Raw genomic sequence first — 18,682 nt, 5'->3', positions numbered from 1 at the left:
CGATCAGCCGTAGCGGGCGACCGCCTCCGCGATCCGCGGCAGGAACGAACAGCCGAACGCGGAGCCGCCGTCGACGGTGATCACCGCCAGGTACGCGAACAGCCGCCACAGCTCCCGGCGTCCGCCGAACCCGGGAGCAAGCCCGGCGACGGACCGGTACGCGTCGAAGACCACCGGCGGGACCGGCGCGAAGTAGTCCAGCAGGGCCAGGTCGAGCTCCGGATGCCCGTAGTACGGGGCGACGTCCAGCAGCACCGCCCCCGACGGCGACGTCAGGAAGTTGTTCTGCTGGGCGTCGCCGTGCAGCAGCGCCGGCCGCGGCGGCGGCCCGCACAGCAACGGCAGCCGCGCCGCGACCCGCTCCACCCCGGCAGCCAGGTCGGCCGGCAGCCGGCCGGAGTCGACCGCCGACGTGAGCCGCGGCAGCAGCCGACGCTGGGCATAGAACGACTCCCACGTTGAGGACGGCGTGTTGTCCTGCGGCAACGGCCCGAAGTAGCCGTCGAACTCGAGCCCGAACCGCTCCCCGCCCACGCCGTGCAGGGCCGCCAGAGCCAGCCCGATCGATTCCCACTGCGCCGTCGACCGTTGCTCCGGCGGTACCTCGGGCACCGCCTCCAGCAGCAGCAACGCCCCACCGTCGACCGGGACGACACCGTCGCCGACCGGCGCCGGTGTGGCCACGCCGGCCCGCTCCGCCAGCAGCGTCAGCCCACGCACCTCGGCCGTGAACTGCGCGACATCCGTACCGAACTTCGCGAACACCGAGAACGGCGCACCGCGGAAGATCCCCGCCGGGTGCGAGGCCCGCTCGTCGAGGTCGGTGAACCCGGTCGCCGTCCACGGCCGCCCGAGCCGGGCCGACGCCGCCGCCTCGACGGCCCGCACCACCGCGGGCCGGACGAGCCGATGACCCACCACCTCAGTCGAACCGGGCGGCGAGCCACCGCAGCGCGTCGGGCGCCGCCGTGAGCACCGAGATGTGCCCGTCGCCGGGCCGCTCCCGCAGTTCCGCGCCCGGGATGCGGCCCGCCAGCCAGGCGCTGTGCGACGCGGGCACCATCCGGTCGGCCGCGCCGTGGACGAGCAGCACCGGGCAGCGGATGGTGGCGGGGTCGCACCCCCACGGGGTCACGTACGCGACGTCGTCGTCCACCTGCCCGTCCGGGCCGCCCGCGAGGGCCGCCTCGACGATCCCGCCGAACCAGCCCCACGGCCCGTCGAACATCGCCAGGTCCGCCTCCGTGAACGCCGACGGGTCCCCCTCGTCGGTCTCCGCGAACAGCCGCCGGGCCTCCCGCCCCTCGACCGCGGCGGACAGCGCGGCCACCCCACCGGCAGCCATCCCCGCGAACCAGCCCGGCGCGATGTCCGGCCCGGAGCGGGAGGCGCCGGTGGAGGAAGGTTCGGCCGGCCGGGGAGCACCGGAGGCGGCGGACGAGGAGGGACGCCGGGCCGGCCGCGGGGAACCGGCACCGGACGGCGAGGCAGGGTCGGGCAGGCGGAACGGGTCGAACGGGGCGACCGGCGCGATGGCCGCGGCCGCGGTCACCCGCCCCGGGAGCAGCGCCGCGCAGGCCAGGGCGTGGGAGCCGCCGCCCGAGTGGCCCAGCACCGCGAAGCGGCCCACGCCCCGCGCGTCGGCCACCGCCGCCGTGAACGCGGCCGCCGTCGCGATCGTGCGGCCCGGGAGCGGGGTCGACGGGCCGTACGACGGGCGGTCGAACGACAGCCAGCGGATGCCGAGCCGGGCCGCCGCCTCGAACAGCGGCGCAGGCGGCGCGCCGAGGTTCGGCGTGCCGTGGTGCCACACGACCGCCAGGGCGCCCGTGCCGCTGTCGTAGCCGTGCAGGGTCCGCCCGTCCGGCAGGATCACGTCGAACTCCTCGATCACCCCCGTGAGCTTGCCAGAACCGGGCGTTCGTCGCGGGCCGGCGGGCGCTCGTACCGGTGGAACAGCGCCCAGCACCCCAGCAGCGCGACGGCGAACACCGGCAGCCACCCGACCCGCGCCACCAGCCACGCCAGGCCGTCCGGCGGCGTGTGCAGGCCCGGCAGCGCCCGGCCCGCGAGGACGTGCGCGGTGCCCGTCACCGCCAGCAGCGCCGTCTGGTGCCACAGGAACACCGTCATCGCCGACAGGTTCAGCAGCGCCACCGCCGCCCACACCGCCGGGCGGCGCAGCACCCGCCGCAGCGGGCCGAGCAGCAGCATCGCCGCGCCGCACTGGGCCAGGCCGAACGTCACCGCGGCCAGGGTCGGCGGGTTCAGGTTCGACAGGCCCTCGCCGGGCACGCCGACCATCGACGCCGGATAGCCGCCCCAGTGCACCAGCCCGGCCGCCGCCAGCCCACCACCGGTGACCAGCACCCACCCGACCGGCCGGGAACCGGTGCCGAAGCGGGCACCCAGGCAGTACGGCACCAACCAGCCCGCGGCCAGGTTGATCCAGCCGGTCCAGCCCGGCAGGCCCAGCCCGAACCGGCCCGCGTCGACCAGCGCCACCACCAGCAGCGGCCACCCCGGGTGCAGCCGCGCGACCAGCGGCGTCGCCGCCGTCAGCGCCGCGAACACCAGCAGGAACCACAGCGGCGACAGCACCAGCTGCACCACCGTGTGCACGGCGTGGTCGTCGAGGCCGAACGTCGGCAGCAGCGCGGCCACCAGGGACCACACCGCCAGCAGCGCCGCCACCGGCCGGAAGAGGCGCGACAGACGGGTGCGTAACCAGGTCCGGTACGACCCGATGGAGGCACGCCCGGCGAGCACGCCACCGACGAAGAAGAACACGGCCAGGGTCTGCAGCAGCCACGTCACCGGCGCCAGCGCCGGGAGCCGCTGCAACGGGCTCGCCCCGGACACCGTGCCGCCGCCGGCGACGAGCGCCGTCACCAGCCAGTGGCCCAGGACCACGCCCGCGATCGCCAGGCCGCGCAGGGCGTCGAGCGCCCGGTCCCGCTGCGGCGGCGTCCTGGACGAGATCGAGATGGCGGAAACCAACGACATGCCGGCCACGCTACGAAGGTGGGGGCCGCAAATCGTCACGCCCGGGAGCCATCTTCACGTAGCTCTGCGGTACTACGGAAACCATGACCAGAGTGATGATCACCGGGGCGACCGGCCACCTCGGCCGGCGGGTCGCCATCCACGCGGCGGCGCAGGGCTGGACCGTCGTCGGCACCTACCTGCGCGCGCCCGGCGAACACGCCACCGAGCGGCTCGACATCCGCGACCGCGCCGCGACAATACACGCCGTAAAAAGCATCAACCCGGACATTGTTATCCACACCGCCGCCGGGCGCGACCGCAACGACTGGACCGCCAACGCGGACGGCGCCGCCAACATCGCCGTCGCCGCGCAGGGCCGCCGCCTCGTCCACGTCTCCAGCGACGCCCTGTTCAGCGGCTGCGAAGGCGAGTACGACGAGGATGCCCTGCCCGACCCAGTCAACCGGTACGGGGCGTCGAAGGCCGCCGCCGAGACCGCCGTGAAGGCCATCGCCCCGCACGCGGCGATCGTGCGGACATCGCTGATCATCGGTCACGGGGAGGGCGGCCACGAACGGCTCACCCACGCCGGCGCCACGCTGTTCACCGACGAGATCCGCAAGCCGGTCCACGTCGACGACCTCGCCGGCGCCCTCGTCGAGCTGGCCGGCACCGGCTACGCGGGCGTGCTCAACCTGGCCGGCGACGACGCGATCAGCCGGTACCACCTGGGAATCCTCGTCGCCCGCAGAGACGGCCTCGACCCGTCGACGGTCCGGGCCGCCGAGGCCGGGCCGGGCCGCCCGACCGACGTGCGGCTCACCACCGACCGGGCGAGGGCGCTGCTGCGCACCAGGCTGCGCGGCGCGCACGAGTTCATGGCCGCAGCAGCCTGAGCACCGCGGCGAGCGGCGGCCACCCGGACCGGCCCCGGCGCGTCACCGCATAGACCTGCATCGTCACCTGCGGTGACTCCAATGGCATCAGGTGTACCCCGGGCTGCAGCGGCAGCAGCGCCGGCAGCAGCCCGACGCCGAGCCCGGCGACGATCAGGTCCTGCACCAGCTCGAGGCTGTCGGCCCGGTGCGCGATGCGCGCCTCGAACCCGCCGAGCGCGGCCAGGGCCCGCACCACGGTCTCGTCGGCGGTGTTGCGGGAGTTGACGATCCAGTCGTGCGAGCCGAGCCCGCGGAAGTCGTCGGGCACGCCGACGCCCCACAGCGTCGTCCACAGCGGCACCACGTCGACGGACGCGTCGAACGTGACGGGCGCCAGGTTGTAGGCGTAGGTGAGGGCCAGGTCGACGTCGTCGGCGGCGAGCAGCGCGTACGACTCGGCCGGCTCGTGCTCGTTGATGAGCAGCCGCACCCGCGGATGCCGGCCGGACAGCTCGGCGACCATCGGCAGCAGCGCCCGGCGGATCGCGGTCGCGAACCCGGCGACCCGCACGGTGCCGGCCGGTTCGGCGCCGGGGGCCAGGTCGAGGCGGGCCGCGTCGACCGCGGCGAGGATCGTGACCGCGTGCTCGGCCAGGCGCCGGCCGGCCGGGGTGAGCCGCACCCGGCGGCCGTCGGGCTCGACGAGCGGGGCGCCGGCCTCCTTCGCGAGCAGGGCGAGCTGCTGCGACACGGTCGACGTGGTGACGTGCAACGCCTCGGCGACGAGGCGCATCGAGCCCCGGTTCGACAGCTCGACCAGATAGCGCAGGCGGCGGGTGTCCACCCCACCATTGTTCAGGATTTCTCAACGGTACCTCCAGAAAGCCGACGTGGACATGAACGTTCGCCGCGCGTCTACTGGCCAGCATGACCCCCACCCGTACCGGCGCCGCCCTGGCGCTCGCCGCCATCGTCTGCGTCCAGCTCGGCCTGGCCGCCTCGACCGGGCTGTTCGACGAGCTCGGCCCGTCCGGCGCCGCGTGGCTGCGGCTGGCCTGGGCCGGGGTCATCCTGCTCGCGGTCGCCCGGCCCCGCCCGTCGGCGTTCACCGGCCGCGCGCTGCTCGCGTGCGTCGCCCTCGGCGTGGTGTCCGCCGGCATGACCCTGACCTTCATGACCGCCGTTGCCAGGCTGCCCCTCGGTACCGCCGTGGCCATCGAGTTCCTCGGACCGCTCGGCGTCGCCGTGGCCCGGGGCCGCGCCCGGCTGTGGCCGGTCCTGGCCGCGCTCGGGGTGGCGCTGCTCACCGAGCCGTGGCACGGCGGCACCGACCTCGTCGGGATCGGCTGCGCGCTGGCCGCGGCCGTCTGCTGGGCCGGGTACATCCTGCTCACGCAGCGCGTCGGCGACGAGGTCGGCGGCCTGCGCGGCCTGGCGGTGTCGATGCCCGTCGCTGCCCTCGTGTCGACGCTCGTCGTGCTCCCGACCTCGACGTTCGGCAATCTCACCTGGCCGATCGTCGGGATCGGGTTCCTGCTCGCGGTGCTGCTGCCCGTGGTGCCGTACACGCTCGAGTTCCTCGCGCTCCGCCGGCTCACCACCGCCGCGTTCGGCACCCTCATGGCCCTCGAACCGGCCGCCGGCCTGCTCGTCGGCTGGATCTTCCTGCACCAGACGCCCGGCGCCGCCGGGATCGCCGGGGTCGCGTTCGTCGTCGCCGCCGGCGTCGGCGCCGAACGCACCGGGGCCCGGCACGCTTCGGCGCTGCCCGAACCGTCCCCGGCCTAGCGTTGCCCGCATGGTGATCGAGCCCCGCATCCTGTACTTCGGCACGCCCGTCGTCCTGCTCACCACCCGCAACGCGGACGGCACCGCCAACCTCGCCCCGATGTCGTCGGCGTGGGCGCTCGGCCGCACCGTCGTGCTCGGCGTCGGCGCCGAGGGCCAGACCGCCCGCAACCTGGCCGAACGCCCATCCCTCGTGATCAACCTGCCGCCGCCGTCGCTGTGGGAGGCGGTCGAGCGGCTCGCCCCGCTGACCGGCCGCGACCCGGTACCGCCGGAGAAGGCGGACCGGTTCCGGTTCGAGCCGGCGAAGTTCGCCGCCGCCGGGCTGCACCCGGTCCCGTCGGAGGTCGTCGACGTCCCGCGGGTTCTTGAGTGTCCGCTGCAGCTGGAGGCCCGCGCGGTGACGGTCCGGCCGGACGAGACGGGCGACTTCCGCATCGTCGAGGCCCACGTGGTGCGCGTCCACGCCGATCCGGCCCTGGTGGTGCCCGGCACGCAGCACGTCGACCCGGCCCGGTGGCAGCCTCTGGTGTACAACTTCCGGCACTATTTCGGCCTCGGCCCCGAACTCGGCCACAGCTTCCGTTCGGAGACCGCCGCCGTGGGTGCGCAAGAATATGTGGCGTGAAGACCGAACCTCGCCTGCCCCTGACCCGTGAGCGGGTGCTGCACGCGGCGATCCAGGTCGCCGACGAGGGCGGCCTGGCCGCGCTGACGATGCGCCGGCTGGCCGAGGTCCTCGGCGCCGAGGCGATGTCGCTGTACTACCACGTGGCCAACAAGGACGAGGTCTTCGACGGCATTGTCGAAGTCGTCGCGACCGAGATCAACGACCTCGTGGACAAGATCGAACTGCCGGCCGAAGGCCCCGCCTGGAAGCCGGCCATGCGCGCCCGCATCCTGACCGCCCGCGAGGTCTTCCTGCGCCACCCCTGGCTCCCGAAGGTCTTCGAGTCACGCACGGACGCCAACTTCGCCGTCCTGCGCTACAACGACGGCGTCATTCGCATCCTCCGCGCGGGCGGCTTCACCAACGACCAGTGCCACCACGCGATGCACGCCCTGGGCAGCCGCGCGATGGGCTTCGTGCAGGAGCTGTTCACACCGGGCCCGGGCCCGGTGACCCCGGAGGCGCTGGACGGCATCCGGGCGATGGCCGGCACGCTGCCCCACCTGGCGGGCATGCTGCTCGAGGTGGCCCACGACGACCCCGGCTCGACGGTGGGCTGGTGCGACGACCAGGCCGAGTTCGAGTTCGGCCTGGACCTGCTGCTGGACGGCTTGGACCGCCTCCGCCCCTGACCCCACCGCCGCACGTTTCTCCACGAGTCGTTGCGCCCTACCGCTCTCCACCACGCCTGGGGAAGCCCCGCACACCACCAACGTTCGCGGCACCGCACTGGCCTGGGCGGCGGGTGCGGGTCGGCGGCGTGGCGCGGTCAGCTTGATGTGTGGGGCTTGATGTGCGGCGCGCCGCCCGGCGAGCGGGTACTGCTTGCGGGGCGGCACAACCTCGCCACCCCTTTGTCCGTCGCTCTCGTGCCTGCGCTGCGTCCGGCGGCCCGCTGCGCGTCGCCCACGCGCACACATCAGTTTTGATGCATCAAAAGCGATGTATCAAAACTGATGTATCAAGGGTGATGTAACGGATCTGGTGCGCTCGGCGGTGCTGACGCGTTCGTGAGCCACTGAAATCGCGGCTTGACGCCTCTTACGTCGTAAGGCTACCTTACGACGTAAGAGAACCTTACGTCGTAAGAGGGAGTGCTCCCCATGAAGGCATTCGTCCTGCGCTCGTACGGCCCGCCCGACGTCCTGGAGCTCCGCGACGTCGCCGACCCCGTGCCCGGCCCCGGCGAGGTGCTGGTCCGCGTCCGCGCCACCTCGGTCAACCCGTACGACTGGCACCTCATGCGCGGCGAGCCCCGCATCGCCCGGCTGATGCCCGGCGGTCTCGGCCTGCGCCGCCCGGCCGTCGACATCCTCGGCTGCGACATGGCCGGCGACGTCGAGGAACTCGGCCCCGGCGTCACCGACTTCGCGGTGGGCGACAACGTGTACGGCCTGCTGGTCGGCGGCGGCTTCGGCGAGCGCGTCGCCGTCCCGGTCGACCGGCTCGCACCGCTGCCCGAAGGCCTGTCCCACGAGGAGGCCGCCGCCATCCCGATGGCCGGCGTGACCGCCCTCGACGGCCTGCGCAACGCCGGCCGGCTCCAGTCCGGCCAGACCGTCCTCATCAACGGCGCCACCGGCGGCGTCGGCATCTTCGCCGTCCAGCTGGCCAAGGCGATGGGCGCCCACGTCGTCGCCGTCTGCGGCACGCACAACGTCGATCTCGTCAGATCCCTCGGCGCCGACGAGATCATCGACTACCGCCGCGACGAGTACCCCGGCCGCGTCCGCCGCTACGACGTCGTCCTCGACAACGCCGGCGCCCGCCCGGTCTCCGCCCACCTGCGCGCCATGACCCCCGACGGCATCTTCGTCGCCGTCGGCGGCCCTCCCGGCCGCTGGCTCAGCCCGGCCGACCGCGTGGTCAAGGCCCAGCTCCGCACGCGGTTCGCCACGCAGCGCGCGGCCCTCGCCGACGCCGTCAACTACCCGGACAAGCGCGCCGCCCTGCTCGACCTCAACGGGTACGTCGAGGCCGGCCGGCTGCGCCCCGTGATCCACCGCTGCTACACCTTCGACGACCTCCCGGCGGCAGTCACCTACCAGGAGACCGGCCGCGTCCCGGCGAAGGTCGTCGTCACCGTCCCCTGACCATCACCCGCCGTCGGGGTGCACGGCGACCAGCAGCACCGCGTCGAGCAGCCGCAGCCAGTCGCCCTCGCCGAGCTCGCGCCCCGTGAGCCCGGCCAGGCCGGCCAGCGCGTCGAGCACCCGCCCGGACAACGCCACCGGATCCTCATCGAGTTGTACCGCCATGTCACGCACGCTGCGCCGGAACCGCTCACTGCGCCCGAGCCGCACCAATGAACCCGGCAGCACCGTGCGGCCGTCGTCGCCCAAATCGTCATCAGCGTCGAACCGGATCGTCGCGCGAGTACCGAGCGCCCCGGCGATCCGGCTCACCGCGTCCAGCGTCGGGTTGCCCCGCCCGTGCTCGAGATTCGCCACGTACGGCACCGACAGCCCGGCGTCGGCCGCCACCGCCGCAACCGTCCGCCCCTGCGCCGCCCGTAACCCGCGCAGCCGCTGCCCGAGCCGATGCCGATCCACCGCCACCTCCGAGTGTCTTGACAGAACACTATCTGATGGAGCTATCTTGCAGGAAGTCGGCCGGGGGAGGTGCGGGCGTTGTTCGAGGCGCTGGGGATCGCCGACTTCCGCCTGCTGTGGTTCGCCCGCTCGGTGAGCCTGCTCGGCAGTTGGCTCCTGGTCGTGGCCGTGCCCGCCCACGTATTCACGCTGACCGGCTCGGTGGCCGCGACCGGCCTGACCCTGGCCGCGGAGTTCCTGCCACCGCTGCTGCTGGCCCCGCTCGCGGGCATCCTTGCCGACCGCGTGGACCGCCGCCGGCTCATGATCGGCGCCGACGCGGCCCGCGCGGCCGTGGTGCTGCTGCTTCTGCTGGTCCGCGACCCGGACGACGTCTGGCTGGTGTACGTGGCCCTGACCGCCGAGGCCACCGGCACCACGCTGTTCCGCCCCGCGGCCCAGTCCCACACCCCGTCGCTCGTAGGCACCGGCACCGCCCTGAGCAGCGCCAACGCCCTGAACGCGACCACCGACGGCACGGTCCGCCTGGTGGCCGCCCCGCTCGGCGGCGCCCTCTACGCCTGGATCGGCTTCGCGCCGCTCGTCTCCCTCAACGCCGCCACCTACGTCGTCTCCGCCGCCGCCCTCCTCCTGACGACACCACTCACCCGCCCGGCTCGCGCCAGGGCAGCGCCCACCCACACGGAACCGCCACGAGCGGAAGTCGCGGCAGGACACCTCGCGGCCGAGGCAGCGGCGGAGGCAACCGCAGCCGAGACTGCTGGGTCCGGGGGAGTACGCCACCTGCGCGCGGCACTGCGGCAGGCGCCGACCGCCCGTACCCTCCTGCTCGTCAACACCGTCTTCCTCGGCGCGAACGCGAGCCTGAGCGCACTCCTCGTCCCGTACGGCATCACCGTCCTCGGCGGCCCCGCCCAGATCGGCCTCGTGATGTCCGCCCTCGGCATCGGCTTCCTGCTCGGCGCACCCCTCACCAGGGCACTCGTCGACCGGGCAGCGCCCGCGTACCTCCTCGGCGCCGCCCTCGCGACCACCGCCGTCGGCTATCTCCTCCTCTTCTCCGCCACGAACCTGGCCACCGCACTGCCCGCCGCGGTCGTCATCGGCACCGCCGGCTCGACGGTCCTCAGCGCCACCCAGACCACCCTGCAGCGCGCTACCCCGAACGCCGTCCTCGGCCGCACCGCCGCCCTCCTGCTCACGGGAGAGGCCGCCGCCACCCTGCTCGGCGCTCTCGCCGGCCCGGCCGCGGCCCAGGCCCTGTCCCCGACGTGGGCCGCCGTCCTGGCCGCGACGATTACCGCCCTCACCGCAGCCGCCGCCACACTCCGCCTCCCGAGAACCACGGCCGAGGCCTCACCAGCCGCCACGTCCTGACCGGCCTGACCGGCCCGACCGGGCTCGACGAGGCCAGCCGGAGCAGGCCAGCCGGAGCAGGCCGAACAACACCCGCCGCCACCTGACCCGGCCCCACGAGGACGGCCCCACGAGGCACGGCGGAGCGGGACGCAGCTGCCGCGCCGGGCACGCCACTACGCCGGGCCGGCGAGAGCGAGACGGGGCCGCCAACAACGCTGATGCCGTGCGGGACCGAGCCAGGCAGAACGGGCCCCGTCAGTGGGTGTGGCTGGCGGCCTGGCGTAAGTCGAGCTCGTGGATCAGCGTCCGGGCCGTGTCGTCGTCGAGGTCACGGTTGCGGACCGCCTGGTGCAGCGCGTCCCGCTGCGCGTCGAAGTCGGCGTCGGTCAGCGGGCCCGGGTGGGTGACCGCGGCCCGGGCGATTGCCGCGCCCTTGGTCAGCAGCGCGGCCGACTCGGCGCGCTCGGCGGTCACGTCGATGTCGAGCCGGCGGACCAGGAACGGGATCGTCATGCCCTGCAGCAGCAGCGTGCCGAGCGTGACGAACAGCGCGATCGCCTGGATAGCGTCGCGGCCCGGGAACGGCGTGCCGTCGTGCAGGTGCTCGGGCACCGCCGCGGCGGCGGCCAGGGTCAGGATGCCGCGCATCCCGGTCCAGCCGACGATCACGCTCTCGCGGGGCGTCGGCTCGCCCAGCGGCGTCCGCCGCTGCGGGCCGCGGCGGCGCAGGTGCCACCGGCGGCGGCGCTCGGCGCGCTCGCGGACGACCGGGTTGGTCTCGACGAGGTACTCCAAGCGGCGCCGCTTCATGCCCCACCAGCCGAACACCCCGCACACCCAGGCGAGCCGCACGACGATCACCGTCACCAGCAGCACGCCGGCGCTGATCAGCGTGGTGGCCAGGCTCGGGTCGTGCGCGTCGGCCAGGCTCTCCACGACGAAGCGCAGCTGCAGCCCGATGTACGCGAAGACGAACGTCTCCAGCAGGAAGTCCATGACGGGCCACACCGCGTCCTCCTGGAGGCGGGTGCGGTACGCCCCGGGATACTGATGGTTGGGGTCCAGCGCCACGTTGAGGGTCAGGAAGAACGCCGCCACGACCACCGCGAGGATCCCCGACGCGTGCACCTGCTCGGCGGCCAGGAACGCGGTGAACGGCAGCAGCAGCGACAGCGCCGTCTCCAGCACCGGGTTGTGCAGGCGCGGGCGCAGCAGCAGCGCGATCACCGCGAACACGCCGCCGATCAGGATGCCGACCAGGGCGTTGTACCCGAACAGGGCGAACGGGTTGTCGAACAGCGTGTGCCCAGCACCGGCCGCGGCCGCCGTCAGGGCGAACAGGGTCAGGGCGGTCGCGTCGTTGACCAGGCTCTCGCCGGTCAGGATCGCCGTGACCCGGCGGGGCAGGCCCAGCTCGTCGCCGTGCGAGACCGTCGTGATCGTGTCGGGCGGGGCGAGCACCGCCCCGAGCAGCAGCGCCGCCGGCAGCCCGATCGCCGGCATCAGCCACGACGAGACCAGCCCGGCCACGGCGGTGGTCAGCACCACGAGCGTCACGCCCAGGGTCAGGATCGGCCGCAGGTTGGCCGAGAAGCCCGACGCCGACGCGCCGCGGGTCGCCGAGTACAGCAGCGGCGGGATCACCACGGCCAGGATCAGCTCGCTGTCGAGCTCCAGGCGCGGCACCCCCGGGATGAACGACGCCGCGGCGGCCAGCACCACGACCACCAGGCCGGGCTGACCGCCGCGACGGTGCACGACCGCTGTGACGGCGATCCCGCCGACGACGATGAGCAACAGCTGTACCCCGTTCACGACGATCACCCTAAACAACACCACCGACAAAAGCCGGTGGAACCCCCGATTGACGGAGTGAGTACTCACTCCGTAATGTTGGCCGCATGGCAAGAGCACCCGCGATGAGTCCCGACCAGCGCCGCGCGATGATCGTCGCCGCCGCGCTCCCGCTCGTGGTCGAGCACGGCGCCGCCGTCACGACCGCCCAGATCGCCCGCGCCGCCGGCATCGGCGAGGGCACCGTCTTCCGCGCCTTCGAAGACAAGGACGCCCTCCTCGCCGCCTGCATGGCGGAGGCGCTGCGCCTCGACGACACCCTGGCCCACATCGAGGCCGTCCCGCTCGACGTGCCGCTGGAGGACCGCCTCCTGGAGGCGATCGGGATCCTCCAGGGGTACCTCGCCCGCATGGGCGCCGTCGCCGGCGCACTGATGCAGACCCAGCGCACGGCCCGGGGCGAACCCCGGCCCGGCCTCCGCCAGGAGGCCATGCAGCGGACCGCCGAGGCCCTCCAGGGGCTGTTCGAACCCGACCGGGACCGCCTCCGCAAGAGCCCCGAGCAGCTCGCCCACGCCTTCCAGCACCTCGTCGCCGCCGCGCGCAGCATGCCCCCGGAGGAACTCGTCGACCTGTTCCTGCACGGGGCGGTGCAGCCGTGAAGGTGGCGCTGCTCACCTGCGCGTTCCTCGGCCTGCTCGACGGCTCGATCATCGGCACCGCGCTCCCGGCGATCGTGCGCGACGTCGGCGGCAACGACACGTGGTACCTCTGGCTCGTCACCGCCTACCTCATCACCAGCACCGTCAGCGTCCCCGTCTACGGCCGCTGCGCCGACCTGTTCGGCCACAAACGACTGCTGCTCACCGGCCTCGGCCTGTTCCTCGCGGGGTCCCTCGCCTGCGGCGCCGCCGGCGACCTGGCCGTGCTCATCGCCGCCCGCACCGTCCAGGGTCTCGGCGCCGGTGCGCTCCTCGCCCTGGCGATGGCCATCCTCAGGGACAAAGCGGACAAAGATGCGGCGAAAGACCTGCAGACCGCGATGGGTGTCATGCTCATCGGCGGGCTGGTCGGCGGCCCGATCGCCGGCGGCCTCATCACCGACCACCTCGGCTGGCGCTGGGCCTTCTGGCTCAACCTCCCCATCGGCCTCGCCGCCGGCGCGGTGATCGCCGCCAGCCTCCCCGCCGACCACGTCCGCCGCGCCGGCAAGCGCCTCGACCTGGCCGGCATCGCCCTGCTCACCGGCGGGCTCACGCTCGTCCTGCTGGTCCTGAGCCTGCAGCGGTACTGGCTGCTGCTGGTCCCAGCCGCCCTGGCGCTGCTCGCCCTGATCCCCGTGGAGCGCCGCGCCGAGCTGCCGATCCTGCCGCCCGGCGTGCTGGGCCGCCGCGACACCGCGGCGCTGCTCTCCGCCGGGTTCTGGTTCCAGGCCGCGGCCCTGCCGGTCGGCGTGTTCCTCCCGCTGTACCTGCAGAACTCCCGGCACTTCCCGGCCACGACCTCCGCGCTCGTCCTGCTGCCCATGCTCGGCGGGATGGCCGTCGCCAACCGGGTCACCGCGGCCGTCGTGAACGGCACCGGCCGTACCAAACCCGCACTCGTCGCCGGCGCGGCGCTCATCATCGCCGGCTCGGCCGCGTTCGCCACGCTCCCGCCGGACAGCCCGCCCGCGCTGCTCGGCATCGCCGCCGCTGCGGTCGGGCTCGGCCTCGGCCCGGCCATGGGCGCCCTCACCGTCGCCACCCTGCAGGCCGTGCCGCGGGCCGACGCCGGACTCGCCAGCGCCGCATCGATCCTCACCAAGCAGCTCGGCGGCTCGGTCGGGCTCGCCGCGGCCCAGCTGGTCACGCTGCCCGCGCTGCGGGTCGCCGGCTGGGCCGGCCTGGCCGCCGGAGTCCTGGCCTGGCTGTCGGTCACCGGGTTCCGGGAAGCGGCACAAACAGCGACCGAGGCCGCGAAATCGGTGGACACGGCTCCCGCCCGCTGAAACGGTCATCGGCATGGACATCCTGCAGCAGCACGAGATCTCCGAGGCCGGGCACCGGATCCTCAACCCGTTCACCGACGACAAGCTCATGCTGCTCGGCTCGCTGTGCCGGCTGCGCCCCGGCCAGCGGCAGCTCGACCTCGCCTGCGGCAAGGGTGAGATGCTGACCCGCTGGGCGGACGCGTTCGGCATCGAGGGCCACGGCGTCGACATCAGCGAGGTCTTCCTGGCCGCCGCCCACGAGCGCGCCGCCGAACTTGGGGTCGCCGATCGGGTCGCCTTCGAGCTCGGCGACGCCGCCGAGGCCGCCGCCGCACTCAAGGGTGCGGGCTTCGACATCGTGTCCTGCATCGGCGCGACCTGGATCGGCAACGGCCTGGCCGGCACGCTCGCGCTCATGCAACCGGCGCTGCGCGACGGCGGGCTGATGCTCGTCGGCGAGCCCTACTGGACCGAGCCGCCGCCCGCCGACGCCTACCCGGCGCTCGGCGTCGGCCCGGACGACTTCACGTCCCTGCACGGCACCCTGGAACGGCTCGAGGCGGCCGGCGTCGACCTCGTCGAGATGGTGCTCGCCGACGGCGACAGCTGGGACCGCTACGTCGCGGAGCAGTGGTGGACCGTCGACGAGTGGCTGCGCGCCAACCCCGGCTCACCCGACGCCCCGGCGATGCGCGACTACCTGCGCGCCGCCCGGCACACCCACCTGCAATACCAGCGCCGCTACCTCGGCTGGGGCGTCTTCGTGCTGAAGGTCAGCGCTCCAGTAACGTCTTGAGGTCGGACAGCAGCTCCGGCCATCCGCCGCTCCCGCCGAGCCGCCCGCTGATCGCCTCGTGCATGACGCTGCCGGGCACGAAGTCGTCGTGCACGAGCGTCAGCCGGACCCGCCCCGGCCCCGCGTCCTCGATCGTGAACGTCACCTTCGAGCGGGGCTCGGCCGCGTGCCGGGCCAGTTCCTCGGGGGACCACCCGAAGACCTCGGCGTGCTCCGGCTGGAACTGATGCCAGCTGTACTGCAGCAGCCGCGGCGGCTCGGCCCTCAGCACCCGGTCGCCTCGGTCGTGCAGCGGCCCGTCGGGGGAGTCCTGCCACCGGATCGGCGACCCGGCCTGCCAGTCGGAGTGCAGCGAGGCGCCGCCCCAGTACTGCCGGGTGAACTCGGGCTGCGTCAACGCCGCCCACAGCCGCTCGGGGCTGGTCGCGATGTAGGTGGTGTAGGTGAAGACTGGCCCGTCCATCGGTTCCTCCAATGCGCGCTTGAGATCGGCGAGCGCGCCCGCCCGCCCGCGGTGGTACTGGTCGATCCAGCGCTCGGTGATCGCCCAGATCGGTGCGGCGTTGAGATAGTGCAGCTTCTCCCGGCCGCGCCAGGAGGTGGTGACGAGCTCGGCGGCCTCCAGCACCGCGAGGTGCTTGGAGACGGACTGCCGCGCCATGCCGAGCCCGGCACAGAGCTCGTTGAGCGTCTGCCCGCCACGGGCATTCAACCGGTCGAGCAACTCCCGCCGACTGGGATCGGCCAGCGCCTTGAACACGTCGTCCACTGGAGCCAAGATATGCAGCCGGACGGCTGCATGTCAACGCGCCGGCAGTACACGGACAGCGATCACCATCCACCGATCAACCCGGGCGCCCCCGTGATCGGTGACCATGACGGGCGTCTGCCAGACTGTCGCGCATGTTGCAGCGGATCGGGGGCGGCCTCGCGGTCGTGGCGGTGATGATTGGTGTTGCGGCTGGGCCCGCGGCGGCGTACGCGCCGTCCGAAGGGCCGTCGGCCGGGCCCTCAACCGGGCCGTCCGTGGCCGGGACCCCGGTGTGCACGATCAGCGATCCGCAGGTGACCGAGGTTTCCGGGCTGGCGGCGACGACGAGCGGGTACATCGTCATCAATGACAGCAACGTGGACCGCTCGAAGACCAGGATCATGTTCCTGGACTCGAGCTGCAAGCTCGTGCGGTCGGTGTCGTATCCGACCAGCGCGTTCGACCCCGAGGACCTCGCGGTGACCAAGGACGGCACGGTGTGGGTCGCGGACGTCGGCGACAACACGACCGCGACCGGCGGGTCCGGCAACCGGCGCTCGACGATCGCGCTGTGGAGCCTCGCGCCGCAGGCCACGGCGCCGGTGATCCACCGGGTCGTGTACCCCGACGGCAAGCCCCGCGACGCCGAGGCCCTGCTGATCTCCGGCGACGGCACGCCGGTCATCGTCACCAAGGACCCGGCGGGCGAGGTGTTCGTGCCGGACGGGCTGCTGCCGGCCAACAACGCGACCGGGCTCAAGCTCAAGCAGGTCGGCAAGTTCAAGACGCAGGCGACCGGGACGGCCAACCCGCTCGGCATCCTCGGCCAGGGCGTGGTGACCGGCGCGGCGGTGAGCCCCGACGGCACGCGGGCCGTGGTGCGCACGATGTCCGACGCCTACGAGTTCGACGTCACCGACGGTGACGTCGCGGCGGCGATCACGACCGGCACGCCGCGGATCACGCCGCTGCCGAACGAGCCGCAGGGCGAGGCGATCGCCTACACGCCCGACGGCCGCAACTTCCTCACGGCGTCGGACCAGCAGAAGGCCGTCCCCATCCTGAAATACACCCCGTTCGTACCGCCGAAGCCGACGCCGACGCCTTCCCCCGCACCCGCGGCGGTGCCGGCGAGCAACCAGTCGTTCCTGGACAGCCTCTCGCTGCGGGACGTCACCTGGATCGTGACCGGCTTCGGGGCGTTCGGCGTGCTGCTGATCGTGGTCGGCGTGCTCGCCGTGCGCCGCTCGCGGGCGGCGAGACGAGCACAACTCACGCCGTAGCAAAAACACTCCTGTACGATCGTACTAGTACGGTTGTACAAGGAGTGGAGAAACATGGCCCTGGCCTACGTCTTCCTGGCGTTCGCGATAGGCGTCGAGGTGGCCGCGACAAGCCTGATCAAGTCGACCGAGGGGTTCACGAAGCTGTGGCCGACGGCCGCCACGCTGGTCGGTTACGCCCTGTCGTTCGTCTTCCTCGCCCAGGCGGTGAAGGAGGTCCCGGTCGGTGTCGCCTATGCGGTGTGGTCCGGCCTCGGTACCGCGGCGATCGTCGCGATCGGCGCCGTCTTCCTCGGCGAGCCGCTGAGCGTGACCAAGGTCATCGGCGTCGCCCTGGTCATCGGCGGCGTGGTGCTGCTCAACCTGGGCGGTGGGCACTGACCCCGGAGGGCCGGCGCCGCGACCCGGAGGGCCGGCGCCGCGCACTGGCCGAGGCGGTCATAGAGCTGGTCGCCGAGGTCGGGGCCGGCCGCGTCACCCACCGGATGGTCGCGGCCCGGGCCGAGGTGCCGCTCGGCGCCACAACCTACTACTACCCGACCCTCGGCGACCTGATCGCGGCCGGCCTGGAGCTGGCCGCCCAGCAGGTCGAGGCGGAGATGGCGGCGCTCGCCCCGCACATCCGCCGCAAGGACGACGTCCCGGGCGCGCTGAGCCGGATGGCCGCCGACTACGTCACGGACGGGCCGCGGGCGCTGCTGGAGTACGAGCTGTACCTCGCCGCCGCCCGCACCCCGTCCCTGCGCCCCCTGGCGCGGCAGTGGCTCGACGGCCTGCACGCGATCGTCGCCCCGCACACCGGCCCGGCCGCGGCGACCGCGATCATCGCCCTCGTCGACGGCGCGATGCTCCAGGCGATCGTGACGGGCGAACCGATCGACCCGGAGGTCCTCACGACGGCGATCTCAGCACTGGCGGGCCGCGTCTGACGGTGGGACGGCGCCCGGGTGCAGGATCGCGGCGATCGTCTCGACACCGTCGACGAGCCGCGGCCCGGGCCGCACCACGATCCCGTCCGCGTCGATCGCCCACACCTTCGCGGCGGGGAACCGTTCCCGCACCGCACGGGCCTGGTCCACGGCGTCGTCGAGGTGGAACCCGCACGGCGCGACCAGCACGACGTCGGGCGCCGCGGCCGTGAACTCGTCCCAGGTCGCCTGTACCGAGCGGGCGCCGGGCCGGGCCGCGACCGGCTCGCCCCCGGCCGCCGTCACCAGGTCGGGCACCCAGTGCCCGGCGGTGAACGGCGGCTCGACCCACTCGACCACCGCGACCCGCGGCCGGGCCCGCCCGGCGACGGCCACCGCGACCGCGTCGAGCCGGGCTCGCAGCGAGGCGACGAGGGCCGCCGCCCGCTCGGGCACGCCCGCGGCGGCGCCGACCTGCTCGATCGTGCCGAGCACCTCGTCGAGCGTGTGTGGGTCGAGGGACAGCACGTCGGCGCGGCAGCCGAGGTACCCGAGCGCGTCCTCGACGTGCCCGGACGGCAGCGCGCAGACCCGGCACAGGTCCTGGGTGAGGATCAGGTCCGGGGCGAGGCCGGCGAGTGCGTCGGCGTGCAGCGTGTACAGGTCGCCGCCGGCGGCGAGCGAGGCCTTGACGTACTCGTCGATCTCGCGGGGCGTCATCCCGCGGGTGTCCCGCCCGCCGACGACGACGGTCTTGTCGCGGCGGGCGGCCGGCGGCTCGTCACACTCGAACGTGACGCCCACGAGCTCGTCACCGAGCCCGAGGGCGTACACGATCTCCGTCGCGGACGGCAGGAGCGAGACGAGGCGCATCCCTACCGGAACAGTTCCCCGCGGGCGGCCTTGTGGAGCAGCAGCTGGGGCGGTTCGAAACGGGTCCCGT

At 73.6% G+C, this 18,682-nt stretch carries 20 protein-coding genes; 12 read left to right on the top strand and 8 right to left on the bottom strand.

What is annotated here, in order from left to right; translation table 11 throughout:
- Window positions 1-3 precede the first annotated feature (3 nt).
- The 3 genes from ABZS66_RS30990 to ABZS66_RS30980 are packed head-to-tail and all read right to left on the bottom strand — an operon-like array spanning window position 4 to window position 3,006.
- Window positions 4-918: a fructosamine kinase family protein gene (locus ABZS66_RS30990; RefSeq protein ID WP_354763810.1), complete on the bottom strand. Its 915-nt coding sequence runs from the start codon at window positions 916-918 to the stop codon at window positions 4-6.
- A 4-nt stretch (window positions 919-922) separates the two neighbouring features.
- Entirely contained in the window at window positions 923-1,894 is a 972-nt protein-coding gene (locus ABZS66_RS30985; RefSeq protein WP_354763808.1) for an alpha/beta hydrolase, read from the bottom strand.
- Entirely contained in the window at window positions 1,891-3,006 is a 1,116-nt protein-coding gene (locus ABZS66_RS30980; RefSeq protein ID WP_354763806.1) for an acyltransferase, read from the bottom strand. Before ABZS66_RS30980 ends, ABZS66_RS30985 begins: the two co-directional genes overlap by 4 nt.
- Before the next feature lie 83 nt (window positions 3,007-3,089).
- Between ABZS66_RS30980 and ABZS66_RS30975 the strand changes: the two genes are divergently transcribed.
- Window positions 3,090-3,884 (top strand): SDR family oxidoreductase, encoded by a 795-nt coding sequence (locus tag ABZS66_RS30975; RefSeq protein ID WP_354763804.1) that lies wholly within the window; start codon window positions 3,090-3,092, stop codon window positions 3,882-3,884.
- Here ABZS66_RS30975 and ABZS66_RS30970 read toward each other — a convergent pair.
- A complete protein-coding gene (locus tag ABZS66_RS30970) occupies window positions 3,865-4,710 on the bottom strand; it encodes a LysR family transcriptional regulator (RefSeq protein WP_354763802.1) in 846 nt (281 codons plus the stop codon). The two genes, ABZS66_RS30975 and ABZS66_RS30970, sit on opposite strands and share 20 nt — an antisense overlap.
- A gap of 83 nt (window positions 4,711-4,793) precedes the next feature.
- Here ABZS66_RS30970 and ABZS66_RS30965 point away from each other — a divergent pair, with 83 nt between their 5' ends.
- From ABZS66_RS30965 to ABZS66_RS30950, 4 genes are all read left to right on the top strand, one after another.
- On the top strand, window positions 4,794-5,654 hold the full coding sequence (locus ABZS66_RS30965; RefSeq protein ID WP_354763800.1) for an EamA family transporter: 861 nt from the start codon (window positions 4,794-4,796) through the stop codon (window positions 5,652-5,654).
- Between the two features lie 10 nt (window positions 5,655-5,664).
- The gene (locus ABZS66_RS30960; protein ID WP_354763798.1) at window positions 5,665-6,282 is read left to right on the top strand and encodes a flavin reductase family protein; all 618 of its coding nucleotides are present in this window, start codon (window positions 5,665-5,667) and stop codon (window positions 6,280-6,282) included.
- The gene (locus ABZS66_RS30955) at window positions 6,279-6,956 is read left to right on the top strand and encodes a TetR/AcrR family transcriptional regulator C-terminal domain-containing protein (protein WP_354763796.1); all 678 of its coding nucleotides are present in this window, start codon (window positions 6,279-6,281) and stop codon (window positions 6,954-6,956) included. Before ABZS66_RS30960 ends, ABZS66_RS30955 begins: the two co-directional genes overlap by 4 nt.
- 471 nt (window positions 6,957-7,427) lie before the next feature.
- On the top strand, window positions 7,428-8,417 hold the full coding sequence (locus tag ABZS66_RS30950; RefSeq protein WP_354763794.1) for an NAD(P)-dependent alcohol dehydrogenase: 990 nt from the start codon (window positions 7,428-7,430) through the stop codon (window positions 8,415-8,417).
- 3 nt (window positions 8,418-8,420) lie between these two features.
- On the opposite strand, the gene ABZS66_RS30945 is transcribed toward ABZS66_RS30950, so the two are convergent.
- A complete protein-coding gene (locus ABZS66_RS30945; RefSeq protein WP_354763792.1) occupies window positions 8,421-8,876 on the bottom strand; it encodes a helix-turn-helix transcriptional regulator in 456 nt (151 codons plus the stop codon).
- A gap of 78 nt (window positions 8,877-8,954) precedes the next feature.
- On the opposite strand from ABZS66_RS30945, the gene ABZS66_RS30940 reads away from it, so the two are divergent.
- Window positions 8,955-10,253 carry an MFS transporter gene (locus tag ABZS66_RS30940; RefSeq protein WP_354763790.1) on the top strand — a complete coding sequence of 433 codons (1,299 nt, stop codon included), beginning with the start codon at window positions 8,955-8,957 and terminating at the stop codon, window positions 10,251-10,253.
- A 237-nt stretch (window positions 10,254-10,490) separates the two neighbouring features.
- Here ABZS66_RS30940 and ABZS66_RS30935 read toward each other — a convergent pair whose 3' ends face one another.
- The gene (locus tag ABZS66_RS30935; RefSeq protein ID WP_354763788.1) at window positions 10,491-12,050 is read right to left on the bottom strand and encodes a sodium:proton antiporter; all 1,560 of its coding nucleotides are present in this window, start codon (window positions 12,048-12,050) and stop codon (window positions 10,491-10,493) included.
- A gap of 86 nt (window positions 12,051-12,136) precedes the next feature.
- Between ABZS66_RS30935 and ABZS66_RS30930 the strand changes: the two genes are divergently transcribed.
- The 3 genes from ABZS66_RS30930 to ABZS66_RS30920 are packed head-to-tail and all read left to right on the top strand — an operon-like array spanning window position 12,137 to window position 14,797.
- Window positions 12,137-12,691, top strand: coding sequence for a helix-turn-helix domain-containing protein (locus ABZS66_RS30930; protein ID WP_354763786.1), 555 nt, complete (start codon window positions 12,137-12,139; stop codon window positions 12,689-12,691).
- The gene (locus tag ABZS66_RS30925) at window positions 12,688-14,019 is read left to right on the top strand and encodes an MFS transporter (RefSeq protein WP_354763784.1); all 1,332 of its coding nucleotides are present in this window, start codon (window positions 12,688-12,690) and stop codon (window positions 14,017-14,019) included. Before ABZS66_RS30930 ends, ABZS66_RS30925 begins: the two co-directional genes overlap by 4 nt.
- Before the next feature lie 13 nt (window positions 14,020-14,032).
- Window positions 14,033-14,797, top strand: a complete 765-nt coding sequence (locus tag ABZS66_RS30920) for a methyltransferase domain-containing protein (RefSeq protein ID WP_354763782.1) — start codon at window positions 14,033-14,035, stop codon at window positions 14,795-14,797.
- Here the strand turns inward: ABZS66_RS30920 and ABZS66_RS30915 are convergent.
- Window positions 14,775-15,566, bottom strand: coding sequence for a metalloregulator ArsR/SmtB family transcription factor (locus tag ABZS66_RS30915; protein WP_354763780.1), 792 nt, complete (start codon window positions 15,564-15,566; stop codon window positions 14,775-14,777). The two genes, ABZS66_RS30920 and ABZS66_RS30915, sit on opposite strands and share 23 nt — an antisense overlap.
- A gap of 134 nt (window positions 15,567-15,700) precedes the next feature.
- Between ABZS66_RS30915 and ABZS66_RS30910 the strand changes: the two genes are divergently transcribed.
- From ABZS66_RS30910 to ABZS66_RS30900, 3 genes are all read left to right on the top strand, one after another.
- A complete protein-coding gene (locus tag ABZS66_RS30910; RefSeq protein ID WP_354763778.1) occupies window positions 15,701-16,831 on the top strand; it encodes a hypothetical protein in 1,131 nt (376 codons plus the stop codon).
- A gap of 60 nt (window positions 16,832-16,891) precedes the next feature.
- On the top strand, window positions 16,892-17,212 hold the full coding sequence (locus ABZS66_RS30905) for a multidrug efflux SMR transporter (RefSeq protein ID WP_354763872.1): 321 nt from the start codon (window positions 16,892-16,894) through the stop codon (window positions 17,210-17,212).
- A 104-nt stretch (window positions 17,213-17,316) separates the two neighbouring features.
- Window positions 17,317-17,760, top strand: a complete 444-nt coding sequence (locus tag ABZS66_RS30900) for a TetR family transcriptional regulator (protein WP_354763776.1) — start codon at window positions 17,317-17,319, stop codon at window positions 17,758-17,760.
- On the opposite strand, the gene ABZS66_RS30895 is transcribed toward ABZS66_RS30900, so the two are convergent.
- On the bottom strand, window positions 17,737-18,612 hold the full coding sequence (locus ABZS66_RS30895) for an ABC transporter substrate-binding protein (RefSeq protein ID WP_354763774.1): 876 nt from the start codon (window positions 18,610-18,612) through the stop codon (window positions 17,737-17,739). The two genes, ABZS66_RS30900 and ABZS66_RS30895, sit on opposite strands and share 24 nt — an antisense overlap.
- Window positions 18,613-18,682 lie beyond the last annotated feature (70 nt).

The organism is Dactylosporangium sp. NPDC005572 (assembly GCF_040605515.1).
Classification (GTDB): domain Bacteria; phylum Actinomycetota; class Actinomycetes; order Mycobacteriales; family Micromonosporaceae; genus Dactylosporangium.
Note: the sequence above shows the minus strand (reverse complement) of the source record. Positions and strands in the feature narration are given on the sequence as shown.